Raw genomic sequence first — 20,042 nt, forward strand, 5'->3', positions numbered from 1 at the left:
TGGGAGAAGAAAAATGAATGTCATCAAAAACACCACGGCTGATCTACAGGAAATGGACCGGGCGCATTTCATGCATCCATCCACCCACATGCGTCAGCACGCCGCCGGTGAAACCCCGAACCGCATCATCAATGGCGGTAAGGGCATCTATATCCATGACACCGAAGGCAAAGAAAGCCTTGATGCGTTTGCCGGTCTTTACTGTGTGAATGTCGGCTATGGCCGTACCGAAATTGCCGATGCAATCTATGCGCAGGCCAAAGAACTGGCCTATTACCACACCTATGTCGGGCACGGGAACGAGCCGGTCATTCGCCTGTCAGACCGCATCATCAAAAGCGCGCCAGAAGGCATGCAGCGCGTCTATTACGGCATGTCCGGATCGGATGCCAACGAAACCAACATCAAACTGATCTGGTATTACAACAACATCCGCGGCCTGCCGCAGAAGAAAAAGATCATCTCGCGCTGGCGTGGCTATCATGGCTCCGGGATCATGACCGGCAGCCTGACCGGCCTTGCGGCCTTCCATAACGCATTTGATTTGCCGCGCGCACCTGTTTTGCACACCACCTGCCCGCACCATTACTGGAATGCCGAGGCCGGTGAAACCGAAGCAGAATTCGCCAAACGCTGCGCCACTGATCTCGAAAAAATGATCCTCCGCGAAGGTCCAGAAACCGTTGCTGCCTTTATCGGCGAGCCGGTCATGGGTACGGGCGGCATCATCACCCCGCCAGAAGGCTACTGGGCTGCCATTCAGGCGGTTCTGAACAAGTATGACGTGCTTCTGGTTGCTGACGAAGTTGTTACCGCCTTTGGTCGTACCGGGTCCTATTTCGGGTCCATGCATTACGACATGAAACCGGACCTGATCACGATTGCCAAAGGTGTGTCATCTGGCTACCTGCCGCTTTCAGGTGTGATTGTCGGTGAGCGCGTCTGGAAAGTTCTCGAAGACGGATCGGACAAAATGGGACCAATCGGCCACGGCTGGACCTATTCAGCACATCCGGTTTGCGCCGCAGCAGCCAACGCCAACCTTGATATCGTTGATGGTGAAAACCTGACGGGTAACTCGGCTGAAACCGGTGGCTATATGCAGACCCGTCTGCGCGAAACCTTTAACGATCACCCGCTGGTTGGTGAAGCACGTGGCGTTGGCCTGATGGCAGCACTCGAATTCGTTGCTGATAAAACCAAGAAAGAGCGTTTTGATCCGAACTTGAAAATCGGTCCGCGCGTTTCTGCAGCCTGCCTTGAACGCGGCATGATTGCCCGTGCCATGCCGCATGGCGACATCCTTGGTTTTGCACCACCGCTGTGCATCACCAAGGCAGAAGTCGACAAAGTCATCGACATTGCCAAACAGGCCGTTGATGCGGTTGCTGATGAAGTTGCCGCAGGAAAATAAGTTCGCCTGATCACCGCTATCCCCGCCGCGTCATGCCTTTTCCTGACGCGGAGCACAACAGGGGCCGGACCCATGCCGGCCCCTGTTTTCTATATCTGACCCGTCATGTGACTAGCAGGTCGTGTCAAAGGTATTCCCGGTCTTGGTCGAGGTCACATCACACGTCCCCTGAACACTTCCGTCCTTGCGGACTTCGATGACCAATGTGTCACCAGAAGGCGAGCTGTCCCAAAAGGACATGACGGTCAGGGTGTAACCCTTAACCCCTTTGACCCCGTTGGTGATCATGGCATTCCCGGCATTGGTCAGGGCATCGCGCACCGTAACATTCTTGCCATCGGTCGATGCATCTTTCCATTCAGCACTACTCAGCAAGACACCATTGGGCGAATAAACATCGGCCTTTACCGGCGCAACAAACGCCGCCAAAAGCACGGCTGCTGTCAGCATCGCAGGCAACAAGACACCCGATAGCATCCGTGAAAAATTGCAATATTTCACAGCGATTTCCTTTCAAGTCTGTTGTGTTTCCACCTGCCTATTCATCAAACAGATGGCTCACGTCAGACGTAGATGCCCTAGGAGGTGTGAGAAGGAACACACCAACCGACCCGACCCGGAATTTACATATTTTCTATCTATGGTTACAAACCCGTCATTCCACGGCATACTTGGTTATTGTGCACTATGATGGGGACAATCATGAACAATCTGCCGCGTATTTGTTGGACGACATCGGCAATCATTGCCCTTGCTGGGATGCTATGGGGCCTGCATATGGCCATCAGTGGGGATCACAGTAACTTTCCAGCCCACGCCCATCTGAACCTGCTGGGTTGGGTCAGCCTGGCATTATATGGCACCTACTATCACCTGGCTGGCATTACACGCCTGCTGATTGCCCGCCTACAGGTTCTGCTTGCCATTCCGGGCTCCATCATCATGGGCGTCGGGATTGCCATCGCCCATCAAACCGGGGCCGAAGAACTAGCGAAACTTGGATCCCTTATGGTGATCGTTTCCGCCGCGCTTTTCGTTGCCATCACCATCATGCGACCACTTCGGATCAATACCGGTAACTGACGTTTTCATACCCTGAATGCACAAAGCCCCCCGCAAGGTTAACGTGCGGGGGGCTTGTCAATTCGTCCGGTTTATAAGGTTCTTAAACCTTACATCGCGGTGCCGAATTCCTTACGAAGTGCATCAAGAACTTCCTGGGTGTCGCCACCGACTTCATCGACAAGGCTTGCGCCAATGCCTTTGGAAGCTTCTTTAAAGGCCTCACGCTGCTCGTCGGTCAAACGGATGACCTCGATCTCAGGCTTTGCTTCCTTGATACGATCAAGGGCGGCTTCATTTGCTTTGGTCTGTGCGTCATAGATGAAGTCATCCAGCTCGGCTTTAACTTCTGCAAGCAGCTCTTTACGCTCATCAGACAGACCGGCATAGAAGTCAGCATTCGATACCACGGTCGTGGTGTATTGCTGCTGGCCGGCATAGATCAGATAATCGGTAACTTCGTAGAATTTTGCACTTTCAACGAAGAAGATCGGGTTGACCTGTGCGTCGATAACGCTGGTCTGAAGACCCGAATAAACTTCGCCCCACGGCAATGCAACCGGGTCGGAACCAAATGATTTATAGGTTTCGATCAGGATCGGCGAGGTCATCACACGGAACTTAACACCATCAAAGTCATCTGGCGTGGTGACTTCTTTTTTGGTGGTCCAGACCATTTCGCCTTCCGGGTACATGGTATAAAGCTTCAAGCCTTTGGGCTCGAAATCTTTGCCAAGACCGTCATAAATGGTTGGGCTGCTCGACAGAACTTTCTTGTTCACGTCGTTGTCTTGCGACAGCAGATAAGGAACACCAAAGACCTGAATTTCAGGAACAAAGGTACCAAGGTGGCCTGGTGAAGCATTCGAGAACTGAACCGCACCTGCAGCTGTCAATTCAGTAATGTCGTTTTCCGTACCAAGCTGACCATAGGTATAAATGGTAACAGAGACGTCACCGTCGGTCTTTTCTTCGACCAGACGTTTGAATTCCTGTGCATACAGATCCTGAACATCACCCGGGCTTTCTTCGTGGGCGAATTTCCATTCTTCAGCGTGAGCAGCGGTTCCAGCTACTGCAAACAGGGCGGCAGCAGACAGAGTCGCCTTAAAGAGTTTGTTCAAACTCATATCGAAGTCTCCCTTATTATTACGCGCAACGACCGAGTTTTGGCCCGGAATCGGGGCGTTTGGTTGGCACATCAATTTTATGAACGCCCAAAGTGTTGAAATGTTCCTGTATCAGGTCAATGCCGATTTTGTGTCATGACAAAATAACAATCACACCTACACATTAACCCGGAGGGCATGTTAGGGTTCGGCAAAACGCGAGGGGGTAGAAAACGAACCATGTGGTTGCCAGAGATCGATCTAAGCGGCGAGACCGGGCCAAAATACAAGGCACTGGTCGAAGCGATTATCACCGATATCGAGTCGGGACGCCTGCGCCATGATGTCCGCATGCCAACCCACCGGGAACTGGCATATCGCCTTAAAGTCAGCGTCCAGACCGTCAGTGCGGCCTATAAGGAAGTCGAACGACAGGGCTATCTTCGATCTGAAAGACGGCGTGGAACGTTCGTGCAGGCCCGCCTGACCGACCGGGCATCGACCTTCATCCTTGATAACCGCCAACCTGATCTGATTGACCTGTCCATCGTGCGCGCGGCCTATACCGATTATCACAATGACCTGTCACGCCAGATGCATGTCAAACTCGCCGAAGACCCCCATCATGGCTGGATGGAAAGCTGCCGTCCGGTTGCCGGGCTTGAGTATCACCGCGAAATCGGCTGCAACTGGCTGGCCAGCATGGGGGTTGATGTCACCATCCCCAATCTTCTGATCACCAATGGCGCCGCCCAAAGCGTCTTCACCGCCCTTTCCACCATCGTTCAACCCGATGACGTGGTCCTGACCGAAAGCCTGACCGATCATGGCGTGATCGGTACGGCCAGCATCCTGCGGTTTAAACTGGGTGCACTTCCCACCGATGACGAAGGCATCATCCCCGATGCCTTCGAAGCCGAGTGCCGCCACCGTCAGGTGCGCGCTCTTGTCGTCACACCGATTTTCACCAATCCTACCAACTGCTTGATGGGATTGGAGCGCCGCAAAAAGATCGCCGAGATCGCCGAACATTACGGCGTTTACGTCATCGAGGATGATGTTTATCGCCCGCTTCTTGAACAAAACCTGCCGCCAATTACCAGCTTCCTGCCAAAACTTGGCTTCCACGTTTCAAGCCTGACCAAGATCGTCATGCCTGGTCTGCGCACCGGGTTTTTGACCGTTCCACAGCACCTTTCGATCCGCGCCAGCAGTGTGCTGCGCGTCACCGGATGGATGGGGACTCCATTGATGGCAGAGATCGGCGCACGCTGGATTTCGGATGGAACCGTCGATCAGGCCGTCACAGTCCAACGCGCGCTGATGCGCGAAAGACAGTCCCTTGTTGCCGAAGTTTTGGGTGACGCTGTAGTCCGCCACCACCCGACATCGCTCAGTGCGTGGGTGCGTATTCCCGAACATTGGCAGGAAGAATGGTTTGCATCAGAACTGCGTAAAAATGGCGTGGCTGTTACGATTTCCGACCCGTTTATGACGGTAAAAGTACCCCGCCCCAATGCCATTCGCATCTGCCTTGGCGGGGCGCCAGATACACCAACAACCCATCGCGGATTGATGCAGATCCGCCATACGATGGAACAGATGCCCGGTGTCCATGGCTTCGACGTGATGTATTGATTTTTGTGTCATGACAAAAATCTGATTGAACCGTTACAAAGCGTTTTTATTCTGGCCTATTAGGCGCGAAGCGAACGACACCCGTGTGGGAGGGAACCATTCACCGCACATAACGTTCTGCAACAATGTCTCGCACGCGCATCAAGGAGGTCGTATGTCAACTTCTAACGGGGAGACCCCCGCCTCGGGTGGTGGGGTGTTGGGCATTCTGAAACGGCTGGATGACGGATTATCCGTGGTCGAGCGTCAGCTTTTGGGGTGGAGCATTGTGATCATGGCGGTCAACACGGTTGCCAACGTGATTGCGCGTCTCGCATTCAGTTCGAGCATCTTCTTTTCCGAAGAGCTCAATCAGTTTCTGATTATTCTTGTGACTTTCGTCGGCATCAGCGAAGCAGCCCGCATGGGGCGCCACATTCGCATGTCGGCCTTTACCGATATGCTTGGCCCCAAGGCCAGCAAAGTCATGATGATCATTATTACAACCGGCACCGCCTGCCTTCTGTTTTTACTGGCATGGTATTCCGTCGGTTATGTGTCGTCGTTGATTACGTCAAACCGACTGACACCGGCTTTGCGCATTCCATATTACTTTACCGTCCTCTGGGTTCCGTTCGGCCTGACCGTAACGGGCATTCAGTTCCTTCTCGCCGCAGCGACGAACATCTTCAAGCCGGGGACACATCTGTCCTACCGGGTAGAAGATACGTTCGAAGCCGACGACATTCACCTGTAAGGAGGACGCAATTATGGATCTTGGAACCACAATCCTTTTGGTGATGCTCGTCCTTCTGGTACTGGGCTTCCCCATGATGGTGCCGCTGGCAACCGCCAGTGTCGTCGCATTCGCTTTTTACATGCCGATCCCCGAACGCATTCTGATCCAGCAAATGGTCACCGGCATTTCGCCCGTAGCCCTGATTGCTGTGCCAATGTTTATCTTTGCCGCTGACATCGTGACAAAGGGCCATACAGCCAACCGGCTGATTGACCTTGCCATGACCTTTGTCGGGCATGTCCGGGGTGGCCTTGCCGTGACAACCGCCCTTGGCTGCACCATGTTTGGTGCAGTATCGGGTTCGACACAGGCAACCGTGGTTGCCATGGGCGGCCCGCTGCGTCCCAAAATGCTCAAGGCCGGCTACGAAGACAAATTCGCCATGGCATTGATCATTAATGCCAGCGACATCGCATTTTTGATCCCGCCCTCAATCGGCATGATCGTGTTTGGTGTTGTCGGCAAAGTCTCGATTGGCGAGCTGTTCCTGGCGGGTATTGGTCCGGGTATTCTCATCCTGATCATGTTCTCGCTGTACTGCATGTATTACGCCAAAAAGAACAACATCCCGACCATCCCGCGCATGACATGGGCCGAACGCGGCAAGGCCGTGATCAATGCCGGACCGGCGATCATGTTCCCGGTTCTGATTGTTGGCGGCATCTATCTGGGTTGGGTAAGCCCGACCGAGGTCGCAGCCGTTTCCGTGGTCTATGCGATCATTCTTGAAGTGCTGATTTTCAAATCGGTCAAATGGTCTGAACTGCTTGATATTGCCAGGTCGACAGGTTTGATCACCGCCGTTGTGTTTATTCTGGTCGGTGCAGGCACGACATTCTCGTTCGTGATTTCCTTTGCCCAGATTCCGCAGCACGTGATCGGTACCCTTGGCCTAGAAGGGGCAAACGAATACATCATTCTGGCGGCAATCTGCGCCGCGTTCTTTATCGGCTGTATGTTTGTCGATCCGATTGTTGTCATTCTGGTTCTGACCCCGATCTTTATGCCGTTGGTCCATGCTGCCGGACTTAATCCGGTTCTGGTCGGGACACTGGTCACCCTGCAAGTTGCCATCGGGTCGGCGACACCGCCATTCGGGTGCGACATCTTTACAGCCATCGCGATCTTCCGGCGACCCTATGCCGAGGTCATTCGCGGAACGCCGCCCTTTATCATCATGCTGTTGCTCGCAGCGGTGATTCTGGTCTTCGTCCCGCAAATCGCTTTGTTCCTGCCTGAACTTGCCTTCCACTAAGTTGGGTTAAGTCAGCAGAACCGGGTTCGCCCGATATTCGATAACCACAGAAACCGGGGGTGGTCTTTCCAATCTGGATAAAGACCGCCCCCGACTTGGAGTTCAGGATGATGTCCGTATCCCCGACGGTCACGCCAGAGCCGGTAAACCTGCCCTATTTTCCTGATCCTGTCGGACCAGCAGGAAAGATCGGCTTGATTACACTGGCAACCGACTTCAACAGCGAGGATGACCTGCGCGGTATCCTGCCCGGTGACGTGCGCCTGTTCACCACCCGCATTGAAAATGCCAATCCGGTGACGGTCGAAAACCTGCGTTCTATGGCCGCGGACTTGCCGCGTGCCGCCCGCACCCTGATGCCGGGGTATGGCGTTGATGTCGTCATTTTTGGCTGCACATCGGGAACAGCCGTCACCGGGTCTGACAAAATAGCCGCCCTGATCAACGAAGGCATGCCCGGTGTCCATGTCACCAACCCTATGCTTGCGAGTGCGTTGGCGTTGCGCGCCCTCGGCGCGCAAAAAATTGCCATCGTCACCCCCTATCTTCCCGATGTCACCCGATCGGTCGCAGACGGTTTCACCCAACAGGGATTTGAGGCCACGCGCCTGATGGGATTTGGCCTTGATAGTGATCAGGACATGACCGCACTTCCGCCCAAAGCTATTCTGGAAGCTGCGATCAAGGCCGACACCAAAGATGCCGATGCGGTATTTATTTCCTGTACCGCCATCCGGTCCGCGGAAATCGCCGCCGAGGCTGAAAAACAATTGGGCAAGCCCGTGATCACCAGCAATCAGGCCCTGATCTGGCATGCGCTTGGCCTGATCAAGTATGATAAACCGGTCAAAGGGTTCGGATGCCTGTTTGACCATGCCCCACAACTCCAAAATCAAGTCGAGGTCCCATGAAAGATCCCATCACATTTGCTGATGTTCTTTCTGCCCGCAAAACTATTGCAGGGCACGTGATCCATACGCCACTGCGCCCATCCACGGCCCTTTCCGAGCGTGTCGGAAGTCCGGTTTGGCTGAAATGCGAACAACAACAATATACCGGAAGCTTCAAGCTACGCGGTGCGGCCAACGCGGTTTTACGTCTGAGCGATGCGCAAAAGGCCAAAGGCGTTGTCGGTGTCTCGACCGGAAATTACGGTCGTGCATTAGCCTATGCTGCGCGCAATGCCGGTGTTCGTTCTGTCATCTGCATGTCCGAACTGGTGCCCAAGAACAAGGTCGATGGCATCCGCGCCCAAGGCGCCGAAGTCCGCATCATTGGTCAGTCACAGGACGAGGCCCAGCAAGAAGTCGACCGTCTGGTTGAACAGGACGGCATGACAATGCTGCCGCCGTTTGACCATGCCGACATCATTGCCGGTCAAGGAACCCTTGGCCTTGAAATCGTCGAAGCCCTGCCCGATCTCGACACACTTCTTGTCCCGCTGTCAGGTGGTGGGCTTTTGGCCGGTGTTGCCTTGGTTGCCAAATCGATCAATCCCGCCATTCGCGTGGTCGGCATTTCGATGGAACGCGGCTGTGCCATGATCACAAGCCTGCAAGAAGGCAAACCCACCGCGGTCAAGGAACTGCCAACCCTTGCCGACAGCCTTGGCGGGGGCATTGGGGAGAACAATCAATACACATTTGATATGTGTGCCGATCTGACCGATGACTTTGTTCTGGTCAATGAAGCCCAGATCGCTGATGGCATTCGCGCCGCCTACCTTGATGACCAACAAGTCATCGAGGGATCAGGGGCCGTTGGCATTGCCGCCCTTCGCGCCGGACTGGTCGATAATCCGGGACGGACCGTGGTCTTGGCCACCGGATGCAATATCGATATGGACTTACATAAACGAATCGTTGGCGGCGAAGACGTCGACCTGATGGCGGAGTAAACCATAATGCCTCAAATTAGAATCCTAACCGAAAGTGATCTGCGTAAGGTTATCGACCTTGATATGGATGCAATCACCTGCATCGAGGATGCTTTTGTTGCCTTGGCAACCAAAGACGTTTGTATGCCACCAATCGCATGCCTTGATATCCCGGCCAACAACGGTGAAATAGACGTCAAAACGGCCTATGTCCCCGGTTTGGACGGGGTTGCTGTCAAAATCAGTTCCGGTTTCTTTGACAACCCGAAACTGGGCCTGCCATCCGTTGCCGGGATGATGAATGTATTCTCATCCAAAACCGGAATACTCGAAGCTGTCTTGCTTGATAACGGCTATCTGACCGATATTCGCACCGCAGCAGCAGGCGGTGTTGCCGCACATCACTTGGCCCGTAAAGATGCAAAAACAGTGGCCATTTATGGTGCCGGTGTACAGGCACGCCTGCAACTCAAAGCTCTGACATTGGTCAGAGACATTACATCGGCCACCATCTGGGCGCGAGATATTGCCAAGGCAGAAACCTGTGCAAAAAAAGCATCCATCGAACTTGGCATCCCGGTTAGAGCGACAAACGATGGCAAAGAGGCTGCCTCTAATGCAGATATCATCGTCACCACCACACCGACGCGCGATCCGATATTGATGGCCGACTGGGTCAATCCCGGAACCCATGTGACCGCCATGGGGGCGGACATGGAACACAAAAACGAAATTGACCCTGCCCTGATCGGGCAGGCTGATCTTTATGTCAGCGACAGTCAGGCACAAACCAGCATCCTTGGCGAACTTCATCACGCCATTAATGCCGGAACCGTTGCCAAGGACGCGACATTCCCCGAGCTTGGACAGATCATCGCCAAATCCATGACCGGCAGGACTTCTGCCGATCAGATTACGGTGTGTGACCTGACCGGAACCGGTGTGCAAGACACCGCAATCGCCACCCTCGCCCAAAGCCGCTGCGCTGCAGCTGGTGCCGGTGTCGAGATTACTTCGTAACAACAAAAGGAACATGGGTCAGAAAAACTGAAACCCGCCTTTATCAGGAGGCCTGCGATGAGCCAGGTTGAATTAAATTTCACGCGCGAGGAATATGCCGAGCGTCTGGAGAAAACCAAAAAAGCCATGGTGGAAAAGGGGCTCGATCTTTTGATCGTGACCGACCCATCAAATATGGCCTGGCTGACCGGCTATGACGGCTGGTCCTTTTATGTCCATCAATGTGTGCTTGTGCCAATTGAAGATGACCCGATCTGGTTTGGGCGATCTCAGGACGCCAATGGTGCCAAACGCACGGTTTATATGCCTCATGATCGCATCATTCCCTATGCCGATTACTATGTGCAATCGACCACCCATCACCCGATGGATTACCTTTCCGAGGTAATTGAATATCGTGGCTGGGCATCACGGCGCATCGGCGTGGAAATGGATAATTACTATTTCTCGGCCAAGGCCTTCCTGCAATTGCAGACCCATCTACCCAATGCCAAATTTTCCGATGCAACCGCATTGGTCAATTGGCAGCGTGCCATCAAATCCGAGACCGAGATTTTCTATATGCGTCAGGCCGCACGCATTGTCGAAAACATGCATGAACGTATTTTCGAGATCGTCGAACCGGGCATGAAGAAAAACGAACTGGTCGCCGAAATCTTCCGTACCGGCATCGCCGGTGTCGACGGGATTGGTGGCGATTACCCGGCGATTGTTCCGCTGTTGCCATCGGGTCCGGATGCGGGGGCACCGCACCTGACATGGGATGAAAAACCCATCCCCGGTGATTCCGGTACGTTCTTTGAAATTGCCGGCTGTTACAAACGCTATCACGCCCCCCTGTCGCGCACGATTTTCTTGGGCGACCCTGATCAGCGGTTCCTTGATGCTGAAAGTGCCCTGATCGAAGGCCTTCAGGCCGGTCTCGAAGCCGCCAAACCCGGCAATGTCTGCGAAGATATCGCCCTTGCCTTCTTTGGTGTTTTGCAAAAATTCGGCATCGAAAAAGACAGCCGTTGCGGTTACCCGATCGGGCTTTCCTATCCGCCAGACTGGGGCGAACGCACCATGAGCTTACGCCCGGGTGATAAAACGGTTCTTGAACCGGGCATGACTTTCCACTTCATGCCGGGCCTGTGGTTTGATGACTGGGGGATCGAGATCACCGAAAGCATGATGATTACGGAAACCGGCAGCAAAACCCTGACCAGTTATCCACGGCAGTTGTTCGTCAAGAACTAGTCGCCATCAAAACCGCACCGATGCTGCCCATCTAAAGTGGGCAGCATACGGTGTCAGACGTCACCGCCCGGTAACGACGGTCGCGAAACCGGGATATTTAAGGATACGACCATGACAAAACCATCACCCATCAGCCCAACGATCCCGCTTGATCAGGATGGCGTTCATCACGGCTTTTTAAAGCTTCCCTATTCGCGCGATGATTCTGCGTGGGGGGCTGTGATGATCCCGATCACGGTCATTCGAAACGGGGATGGCCCCACCGCCCTTTTGACCGGCGGCAATCATGGCGATGAATACGAGGGCCTTGTGTCCCTGTTCAAACTGGCAGGATCGCTTACCCCGTCCGAAGTATCGGGCCGCGTGATCATCCTGCCTGCCATGAACTATCCGGCATTTCGCAATGCATCGCGGATTTCCCCGATTGATGCGGGCAATATGAACCGGTCCTATCCCGGCAAGCCTGATGGCACCGTGACCCAGAAAATTGCCGACTATGTGCTGCGTTTTCTGGTCCCCGAAGCCGACATTGTTCTCGATATCCATTCGGGCGGCAAAACGCTTGATTTCATTCCGTTCGCGGCGGCCCACGTCCTGCCTGACAAGGAACAGGAAGCCCGCTGTGTGGCGGCAATGAACGCCTTTGGCGCGCCCTATTCCATGATGATGCTCGAACTTGATGCGGTTGGCATGTTCGATACTGTTGTCGAAGAAGCTGGCAAAACCTTTGTCACCACCGAACTTGGCGGGGGTGGTTCAACCACCGCAGAACGGGTTGCGATTGCCGATCGCGGTGTGCGCAATATTTTGATCCATGCCGGTATTGTTGGCGGCGAACTTGACGCCGCACCGGATGGCACCACCATGCTTGATATGCCCGATGACACCTGCTTTGTCGCATCGGAGGCAACCGGACTGTTTGAACCCTGTGTTGATCTTGGCGACATGGTTAAAAAGGGCGATCTGATTGCCCGCATCTATGATGTGGAGCGTACCGGCTCCGTCCCGCGTGAATATCATGCATCGCGTGATGGCATTGTTTCATGTCGCCATTTCCCCGGATTGATCAAAACGGGGGACTGTCTGGCCGTGATTGCAAAGGTGCTCTGACATGATCAGGCTTGATGAGCTGGATCTGAAAATCCTCAAAACCCTGCAACGCGAAGGGCGCATCACCAAGGTCAAACTGGCCGAGGCGGTGAACCTTTCGCCAAGCCCCTGTTGGGAACGGCTTAAACGCCTTGAAGACCTTGGCGTTATTTCGGGCTATCATGCCCATATCAATCTTGAAAAACTGGTCAAACCAACCCTGGTTCTGACCGAAGTCACCCTGCGCCATCATCAGCATGATGACTTCCAGATTTTCGAAAAGGCCGTGCAGGACATCCCCGAAATCGTCGAATGCTATGCGCTCGGCGGCGGGGTGGATTATATGCTCAAGGTATTATGCCACGATGTTGATGCCTATCAGCGCCTGATAGACCGGCTTCTGGTCTCCGATATCGGGATTGACCGATACTTCACCTATATCGTGACCAAGAAAGTCAAAACCACCGCAATCACCCCGATTGAAAATCTGGTGGAGTCCCCGGAACGAAAATAACCCTTCAAGAATGTCTTTCCGCTTTCCTTTCCCCCGAATTTATGGCGAAGTTTCCGCTGCAACAGAACCCGAAATTCCATTCTGGTTCAGGCGCATCGGAGCCGCCATTTTCGGGGGATTTATGGCATGGACAGGCGTTATCTGACAGTAATGGCAAAAACGGTTGGCGCAACTCTGCTTGGGCTGGTCCTTACCGCCTGTCAAACCACCGGCACCCCACAGACCGCCAGCCCACCTGCCCAGAACAACCTGCCCGCTGCCGAAATTTCCGATCCGGGAATCCTTCAGTTCAAAATCAATCCATCCGGTGTCGGGGCCTATTATGGCTGGCAGATGCAGATCACCAAGGCGGCGCGCAACAAGGGCTTCAAACCCTTTACCACCGAACAGCTTTCCGCCGGGCAGACCAAGGAATACACCCTCTGGCCCGACAGCTATACCTTGACGGTTTATCGTCTGGGGGATCTCAAATATAATGGTCAGATCGAAATCCGCCCCGGCGAAACCACGGTCGTCTACGCCGATTATGGTTTGCTGTCCGACAACATTGTCATCAGTCGGCAGATCGATCCGTTCCGCGCCCATCCAGAACTTGATACCACCGCCTGGCGCGTGCCGATATCCACCACCTATGAACCCGAAACACTTTTTGCCGAACGCGGATTTCGCGCCGAATATACCGGCCCGCAAAATAACGGCGAACGGGTTGGCGAAGGAACGGTCGAGATTACCCGCAATGGCCTGCCCTTTGCCGAAATCCTCAACGCCGAAATCACCGATGAAAAAATCACCGGCGACATCACCTATGCCGATGGCCGTGACGTTGACGGCGACTATCAAAACGCGGGCCACCAACTGACACCGGGCAGCACCACCAAATGGCCGGACGGAACCGTCTTTACCGGCAGCTACACCTTGTTCGAACCGCAAGACGGCGAATTGAAGATGGCTGATGGCACGATCTGGCAGGGACCCGTGCGCGAACGCAAACCATTCGGTCAGGGTCGTCTGACCCGGTGGGAAGGCGACTGGATGGACCTGCCCGATGGATCGGTCTTCCCCGGACAGACCGGCGCATTTGTCTGTGGCAGGGAAATGGTCGCGGTCGGTGAATGCTATTATTATGGTGGCAAAAAACTCTCCGGGCCCGATGAACTGGCCACCCTGATGGAACGTGACCGCCAGATCGCAGCCAAAGCCGCCGCCGGGAAAGCCGCACAGGAAGCCACCAAACAATCCCCCCGCCAACCGGAAACCGGCCAAGCCGGATGCCGCAATGCCAGCGGTACATTTAATGACAATACCGGCAATTCAACCCTGCGCCTTGACAGCCCCGGTCAAGGCAGTGGCAATTTCATCAGCTACACCTATGGGGGTGCGGCCAAATACCGGTTTGAAATCGGTTTTACCTTTACCACCACCCCCGACAGCATTTCTGTCACCTACGGCAACGGCGTCTATAGCGACGCAGCAACCGGAAAAGTTCTACAACGCATGAGCGCCCCGTCAGGCACAGTATCCTGCGGCTATGACGGAACGGTTCTGGTGTTTGACGGGGTAGAATACCGCCGTTAGATCATGGTGCAACATGCCAAATATTCCACCCGGCAAGGGCCCGGATAAACGCCATCATTATCCCTGTTACCAACGCGAAAAGTCATGTTTACAATTTACGTTTAAGGCGAAACCGCGACAAAATACCGGCCAAAAAGCCATAATCCCCGGAAAAGTGGCCGTAAATTCGCCCGCACTGCACCGTAACCTCCCTCTCAAATGATATGGAGGTTATGCGTGCCTGGTCCTGATAAAGAAGATCAAACCGCCGCCAACAATGGCGGCGATCGCATTTTTATTTCTGCCTTTGTTGTCGGTATTGCCGCAATCAGCTTCGGTTTGGGCGCGTTTGTCGTTCTGGCTGAAGTGCCGCCATATCAACCGCTTAAAAATGCATGGCGTGCTGGTACCGCATTGTGGGAACAGCGCACAAAATACACCGATGTTGAACGGCTTGATTTCTGGTCCGAGGCCAGAAGCACGCAAACCGGTGTCACCATTCACGACGAAAACCGTGCACAGGACGGCTTGACCCTTTATTCATCCGGCGATGGCCCGCATGCCGTGCTGATCGATATGGATGGCAATATTGTCCATGAATGGCGCATGCCCTTTAGCACCATCCATGATGAAACATCCCCGATCCCCAATCCGCAAAAAGACGATTTCATGCATTGGCATACGGCCAAGATGGCACCGGATGGTGATCTGATTGTTCAATATACCGCGGCTGGCGATACGCCATATGGCTATGGCATGGCCAAGATTGATCGGGATTCGAACCCGGTCTGGAAATATCTCGGCACCGCCCATCACGATTTTTCCATCGCCGATGATGGGCGGGTTTATGCGTTAACGCAGGAATTCCGGTTCAACAGCTATGCCAATCGCAAACAACTGACCCCGCCGCGTCTCGATGACTTTGCCGTAATCTTGTCGCCAGAGGGTGAAGAGATCAAAAAGGTCTCCATCCTCGATGCGCTGATCAATTCAAGCTATGCGAACATGGTCGATTTCGCGCCCTATTTCTCGAACGAAGATATTCTGCACACCAACACCATCCAGTTGATTGACGCCCAAACGGCCAAAAACTTCGCCTATGGCAAAGAAGGTGATGTTGTCGTCTCCTTCCGTGATCTTGGCATCATTGCCGTGCTTGATATGGATGCGGAAAAAATCGTCTGGGCGACACGCGGTCCATGGCTGGGTCAGCATGACCCGGATGTTCTGCCCAATGGCGATATCTTGCTGTTTGATAATCAGGGGCAGCTTGCCGATCCGGATGGCGGGCAATCGCGCGTGCTTCAGATCAACCCGCAAACCAATGCCATCACCTGGCAATATAAAGGCACGGCCGATCAGAAGTTCGACAGCAACATCCGCGCAGATCAGCAACGCCTGCCCAACGGCAATACGCTGATCACTGAATCAAGTGGCGGCCGATTGCTTGAAGTCACACAGGACGGCGACATCGTGTGGGAATTCCACAACCCGATCCGGCGTGATGATCCCGAAAAACCCGACACCAAACTTATCCCCGTTGTATCGCAGGCCGAACGCATCACCGATGCGCGTGTCTATCTGTATCGCAACACCCCCGCCTCCAACGCAGGAGAAGCACAATGATATCCGAACAAAACGTACCTAAAACAATCGCCCCGTCGACAAAGCCCGATTTGAAACTGCTGACAATCGGAACGGCGACAATTGCCTGCGCCATGCTTCTGACCGCATTTCCGGCCCATGCCTATGTCGGTCCCGGTGCGGGGCTAAGCCTTTTATCCGCACTCTGGGCCGTTCTGGCCGCGGTATTTGTCGCTGTTGGTTTCATTCTGATGTGGCCGCTTCGCAAAATGATGCGCAAACGCAAAGCCAACCGTGAAACGGCCAAGCACACGGCGACACATGTTTCCGAACAACAGAATTCCTAAGCCAACTTCGCAATAACCGACCACAGGACTTGAGCACGATGGGAATTTTTGACTGGCCCGCACCCGTATTTGCCACCCTGGACGGGCTTATGACAAATGCCATCGGCCCGTTTGGCCGCGTGCTTGTATGGGCACTGCTCTGTGCGGTGATCTCAATGGTGCTGTATCGCGTCCTGTCGCCACAAAAACGCATCAAACAGATCAAGTCCGAAGTCAAAACGGCGCAAAAAGCCATGGCCGATGATGATGGCGAAGATTTCGCTCATGGCATGCGACTGGCCCGCGCGCAGCTTGGAAAGGCGTTCAAGCTGGTTGGCTTTGTCATCGGTCCGGCCGTTGTTGCATCGTTGCCCGCCCTTGCCCTGATTGTCTGGCTGGACGGGCAATATGGATATAGCTGTCCAGCCCCCGATCAAAACATTGCCATCACAATCGAACCGCAAGGAACCGCGTTTGAACAGGTCGGCATCAACCCGGATGCCGACAATGGCACCTGCCCGATTGTGCAAATCCCCGGAAACCTTGACGGGCAAAGCCATGTCGTTGCCGCCGCAGCCGCCATTCCGGTCATGCATCACAAGGTCTGGTGGAACCATCTGATCGGGAATCCCGCCGGATATCTTCCCGATGACACCCCGGTGACCTTGCTTCGTTTCGAGTTACCTGCACAGGAAATCCTTTCTGTCGGGCCGTATTGGGCACGTGGCTGGGAGCTGACATTCTTTGTCGCCCTTTTGTTGGGATCGCTTGCGATCAAGAAAGGATTTCGGATCGAATGAACCACTCAGCAAACAACATGACCAATGCCCCCTCATCGCGTACGCCTTCCAATGCCGAAGCATTCCACGTCTCGGGATGGGACCACTGGCTAAGCGGATGGATCGCGCGCAGCCCGTCGCAATGGATACGCCTGGGCAATTTCGAAACAAGGATGGCTGCTGACAGCATCGAAAACGTTCAGGTCGAAAAACCGATCTTCGTTGCCGGTCTTGCCCGATCGGGCAGCACAATCTTGCTTGAAACACTCGCCCGGCATGAAGATGCCGCAACCCACCGCTACCGCGATTATCCGCCGGTCTTTACACCATGGTTCTGGAACCGCTTTGTTGATCTTGCCCCGGGTCGGCAGAATGTCGCGGTCGAACGCACCCATGCCGATGGTATCAACATCACCCCCGAAAGCCCCGAAGCCTTCGAAGAAATGATCTGGATGGCGTTCTTCCGCCATCTGCATGATACCGGCGAAAGCAACATTCTTGATGGTCAGATCAGCAACCCGGCATTCGAAAAATTCTACCGCGAACATATTCGCAAACTGATCCATGTACGCGGCGGTCAACGTTATGTGTCAAAGGCCAATTATCTCGTCACCCGGATGGAATATCTGTTGTCGATATTCCCCGACGCACGCTTTGTCTTGCCGGTGCGTGATCCGGTTTGGCATATCGCATCCCTGATCAAACAACATGCGCTGTTTTGTTTGGGTGAACAGAACAATCCGCGTGCGGTAGCCCATATGCAGCGTGTCGGGCATTATGAATTCGGTCTCGACCGTCGCCCGATCAATACCGGCGATCTGCATGCGACACTCGACATCATGAAGCTTTGGAAAAACGGGAATGAAATAGAAGGCTGGGCGCGATACTGGTCAAATCTGCATCACTATATCGCCGACCGGTTGATCGTGAACAAGGCGTTGGATAAGGCGACACTTGTGGTCCGCTATGAAGACCTTGTTGCCGATCCGGCAGGAAAACTGCGCACCCTGTTTGACCATGTCGATCTGGATGATGCACAACCGATCATTGACCGCGTTGCCCCGACCATTCATGCGCCGGATTATTACCAACCGAAATTTAGCACCGAAGAAACAGCAATGATCCACGACCTCACCGGCATTGCGGCGAAACGGTTTGGCTATGACGGCAGACCTGCCTAAAGCATATAACCGACAAAAAAGGGGCAGGAATGTTTTCCTGCCCCGTCAGTTTCCTTGCATCTCTCAGGAATACTCCCTGACAGATCAGTGGGTGTCTTCCTTACGACCTGTGGCAACATGCCAAAGATCCCATCCGGCAAGGGCGACGGTAAACGCCACCATGATCCCCAAATCCCAGCGCGGGACATACCCAACCAGAATGCCGACAAAACCGACAAGAACCACAAACGCCGAAAGCGCCATAATGCGGTTTACAAGATTACTCGCCATCAGGTTTCTCCCTGTGTACTGAGATATGTTTTCAACCAGTTTGCTGTCCGCAACAAACGGGCATCGTCACCTATTTTTCCGACAAGCTGAATGCCCATCGGCATACCGCTTTGCGACCAAAGCAACGGAATGGTAATGGCCGGTGTGCCACAGTACGTCCAAAGTCCGTTAAAGATCGCGTTGCCCGTGGTATTCAAATCCGCCGGAGCAGGTCCAGGGGCCGCCGGTGTTATGATCGCATCACAGCGCGCGAACACTTCCTTCAACCCGGCATTCAGAATCTTGCGCCAATCAAGTGCGGCAAGATAATCGCGCGCCTTGACATCGTTGCCCTTATCAATCGCTTCGAGAATTTCTGACGACAATTGATCCCGGCCACGTTTTTCATAGGCGTAGTAATCCTTGGCCATTTCGGCAAAGTTGATCCGTGCGCGAAGCGCACTCGCATCATCAAATGCCTTGGGCAAAGGGGCCTCGAAACATTGATCACCAAGCATTTTGGTGATCTCTTCAAACGCCATGACGGTTTCTTCATCCGCCACGTCTTCAAATTGCGGCGGACGGACAAAGGCAAACATCGGGGTTACCAATGGATCGCTTTTGGCCGTATCAAGCAACCTTGGCGTTGGACTTGGCGTGGTTGCAGGATCATGTGCGTCATGGCCAAACAGGGTTTCAGCCACCATCGCCGCACCATTGATCGAATTGGCAAAGACACCAATCGTATCAAGGCTTGGACTTTGGCTTAGAACCCCGGTTCGGGCAATCGCGCCAAATGTCGGTTTAAACCCGACCACCCCGCAAAACGAAGCCGGACGGATAATTGATCCACCCGTTTGCGTGCCAACAGCCAGCGGCACCATGCCCGCACCGACGGCGGCCGCCGATCCGGCTGATGACCCACCCGGTGTATGATCCGGGTTGTGGGGGTTTCGGGTTTTTGATGGATGCATAAAGGCAAGTTCGGTGGAAACCGTCTTGCCCATAATGATCGCACCGGCCGCTTTAAGCCGCGACACCAAAACCGCATCATCTTCCGGAACCCGACCGCTATCAAGCACAGTACCGTTTGACGTTGGAATACGGGCCGTATCAATGACGTCCTTTAACCCGACGGGCAGGCCATGAAGCGGGCCAATTGGTGCACCGGATTGCCGTCTGGCATCCAATGCGCGGGCCTGGGCAATGGCATGATCACTATCAAGCCACGCCCATGCCTGAACCTGTGGTTCAATCTCGGCGATCCGGGCAAGACAGGCCTCGACATATTCGACTGCGCGGACCGCCCCGCTTGCAAGGCGGTCCCGCAACTCGATGACATCAAGCGTCAGTAATGGGTTGATCTTACTCATCT

Annotated in this window: 20 protein-coding genes; 16 read left to right on the forward strand and 4 right to left on the reverse strand. The window is 54.2% G+C overall.

All coding sequences use genetic code 11. The features are described from left to right. Nucleotides 1-13 precede the first annotated feature (13 nt). The gene (locus ACQ0MK_RS13695) at nucleotides 14-1,414 is read left to right on the forward strand and encodes an aspartate aminotransferase family protein (protein ID WP_430473093.1); all 1,401 of its coding nucleotides are present in this window, start codon (nucleotides 14-16) and stop codon (nucleotides 1,412-1,414) included. A 111-nt stretch (nucleotides 1,415-1,525) separates the two neighbouring features. On the opposite strand, the gene ACQ0MK_RS13700 is transcribed toward ACQ0MK_RS13695, so the two are convergent. Continuing rightward, nucleotides 1,526-1,915, reverse strand: a complete 390-nt coding sequence (locus ACQ0MK_RS13700) for a hypothetical protein (protein ID WP_430473094.1) — start codon at nucleotides 1,913-1,915, stop codon at nucleotides 1,526-1,528. 201 nt (nucleotides 1,916-2,116) lie between these two features. On the opposite strand from ACQ0MK_RS13700, the gene ACQ0MK_RS13705 reads away from it, so the two are divergent. Then, complete coding sequence (locus ACQ0MK_RS13705; protein WP_430473095.1) at nucleotides 2,117-2,497, forward strand: hypothetical protein; 381 nt, start codon at nucleotides 2,117-2,119, stop codon at nucleotides 2,495-2,497. A gap of 89 nt (nucleotides 2,498-2,586) precedes the next feature. On the opposite strand, the gene dctP is transcribed toward ACQ0MK_RS13705, so the two are convergent. Then, the gene (gene dctP / locus ACQ0MK_RS13710) at nucleotides 2,587-3,606 is read right to left on the reverse strand and encodes a TRAP transporter substrate-binding protein DctP (RefSeq protein WP_430473096.1); all 1,020 of its coding nucleotides are present in this window, start codon (nucleotides 3,604-3,606) and stop codon (nucleotides 2,587-2,589) included. Between the two features lie 219 nt (nucleotides 3,607-3,825). Between dctP and ACQ0MK_RS13715 the strand changes: the two genes are divergently transcribed. From ACQ0MK_RS13715 to ACQ0MK_RS13780, 14 genes are all read left to right on the forward strand, one after another. Then, nucleotides 3,826-5,223: a PLP-dependent aminotransferase family protein gene (locus tag ACQ0MK_RS13715; RefSeq protein WP_430473097.1), complete on the forward strand. Its 1,398-nt coding sequence runs from the start codon at nucleotides 3,826-3,828 to the stop codon at nucleotides 5,221-5,223. A 154-nt stretch (nucleotides 5,224-5,377) separates the two neighbouring features. Further along, entirely contained in the window at nucleotides 5,378-5,959 is a 582-nt protein-coding gene (locus ACQ0MK_RS13720; protein ID WP_350044171.1) for a TRAP transporter small permease, read from the forward strand. A 13-nt stretch (nucleotides 5,960-5,972) separates the two neighbouring features. After that, complete coding sequence (locus ACQ0MK_RS13725; RefSeq protein ID WP_350044170.1) at nucleotides 5,973-7,256, forward strand: TRAP transporter large permease; 1,284 nt, start codon at nucleotides 5,973-5,975, stop codon at nucleotides 7,254-7,256. Between the two features lie 107 nt (nucleotides 7,257-7,363). Then, nucleotides 7,364-8,167: a maleate cis-trans isomerase family protein gene (locus ACQ0MK_RS13730; protein WP_430473098.1), complete on the forward strand. Its 804-nt coding sequence runs from the start codon at nucleotides 7,364-7,366 to the stop codon at nucleotides 8,165-8,167. Then, nucleotides 8,164-9,153: a hydroxyectoine utilization dehydratase EutB gene (eutB, locus tag ACQ0MK_RS13735; RefSeq protein ID WP_430473099.1), complete on the forward strand. Its 990-nt coding sequence runs from the start codon at nucleotides 8,164-8,166 to the stop codon at nucleotides 9,151-9,153. Before ACQ0MK_RS13730 ends, eutB begins: the two co-directional genes overlap by 4 nt. Nucleotides 9,154-9,159: 6 nt before the next feature. Continuing rightward, nucleotides 9,160-10,152: an ectoine utilization protein EutC gene (gene eutC, locus ACQ0MK_RS13740; protein ID WP_430473100.1), complete on the forward strand. Its 993-nt coding sequence runs from the start codon at nucleotides 9,160-9,162 to the stop codon at nucleotides 10,150-10,152. A 57-nt stretch (nucleotides 10,153-10,209) separates the two neighbouring features. After that, entirely contained in the window at nucleotides 10,210-11,391 is a 1,182-nt protein-coding gene (doeA, locus tag ACQ0MK_RS13745; protein WP_430473101.1) for an ectoine hydrolase DoeA, read from the forward strand. 111 nt (nucleotides 11,392-11,502) lie between these two features. Continuing rightward, nucleotides 11,503-12,501, forward strand: coding sequence for a N(2)-acetyl-L-2,4-diaminobutanoate deacetylase DoeB (gene doeB, locus ACQ0MK_RS13750; RefSeq protein WP_430473102.1), 999 nt, complete (start codon nucleotides 11,503-11,505; stop codon nucleotides 12,499-12,501). A gap of 1 nt (nucleotide 12,502) precedes the next feature. Continuing rightward, nucleotides 12,503-12,994, forward strand: a complete 492-nt coding sequence (locus ACQ0MK_RS13755) for an Lrp/AsnC family transcriptional regulator (RefSeq protein ID WP_430473103.1) — start codon at nucleotides 12,503-12,505, stop codon at nucleotides 12,992-12,994. Nucleotides 12,995-13,120: 126 nt separating this feature from the next. Then, nucleotides 13,121-14,569, forward strand: coding sequence for a hypothetical protein (locus ACQ0MK_RS13760; protein WP_430473104.1), 1,449 nt, complete (start codon nucleotides 13,121-13,123; stop codon nucleotides 14,567-14,569). 216 nt (nucleotides 14,570-14,785) lie between these two features. Beyond that, nucleotides 14,786-16,174, forward strand: coding sequence for an arylsulfotransferase family protein (locus ACQ0MK_RS13765; protein WP_430473105.1), 1,389 nt, complete (start codon nucleotides 14,786-14,788; stop codon nucleotides 16,172-16,174). Then, nucleotides 16,171-16,479: a hypothetical protein gene (locus ACQ0MK_RS13770; protein ID WP_430473106.1), complete on the forward strand. Its 309-nt coding sequence runs from the start codon at nucleotides 16,171-16,173 to the stop codon at nucleotides 16,477-16,479. Before ACQ0MK_RS13765 ends, ACQ0MK_RS13770 begins: the two co-directional genes overlap by 4 nt. 89 nt (nucleotides 16,480-16,568) lie before the next feature. Beyond that, nucleotides 16,569-17,258, forward strand: coding sequence for a hypothetical protein (locus ACQ0MK_RS13775; RefSeq protein ID WP_430473107.1), 690 nt, complete (start codon nucleotides 16,569-16,571; stop codon nucleotides 17,256-17,258). After that, nucleotides 17,255-18,418 carry a sulfotransferase family protein gene (locus ACQ0MK_RS13780; protein ID WP_430473108.1) on the forward strand — a complete coding sequence of 388 codons (1,164 nt, stop codon included), beginning with the start codon at nucleotides 17,255-17,257 and terminating at the stop codon, nucleotides 18,416-18,418. Before ACQ0MK_RS13775 ends, ACQ0MK_RS13780 begins: the two co-directional genes overlap by 4 nt. An 84-nt stretch (nucleotides 18,419-18,502) precedes the next feature. Here ACQ0MK_RS13780 and ACQ0MK_RS13785 read toward each other — a convergent pair whose 3' ends face one another. Together ACQ0MK_RS13785 and ACQ0MK_RS13790 are read right to left on the reverse strand one after the other, a co-directional pair. Next, on the reverse strand, nucleotides 18,503-18,688 hold the full coding sequence (locus tag ACQ0MK_RS13785) for a hypothetical protein (RefSeq protein ID WP_430473109.1): 186 nt from the start codon (nucleotides 18,686-18,688) through the stop codon (nucleotides 18,503-18,505). After that, nucleotides 18,688-20,040: an amidase gene (locus tag ACQ0MK_RS13790; protein WP_430473110.1), complete on the reverse strand. Its 1,353-nt coding sequence runs from the start codon at nucleotides 20,038-20,040 to the stop codon at nucleotides 18,688-18,690. Before ACQ0MK_RS13790 ends, ACQ0MK_RS13785 begins: the two co-directional genes overlap by 1 nt. Nucleotides 20,041-20,042: the final 2 nt, after the last annotated feature.

Source organism: Thalassospira lucentensis, assembly GCF_050516545.1.
Classification (GTDB): Bacteria; Pseudomonadota; Alphaproteobacteria; order Rhodospirillales; family Thalassospiraceae; genus Thalassospira; species Thalassospira lucentensis_C.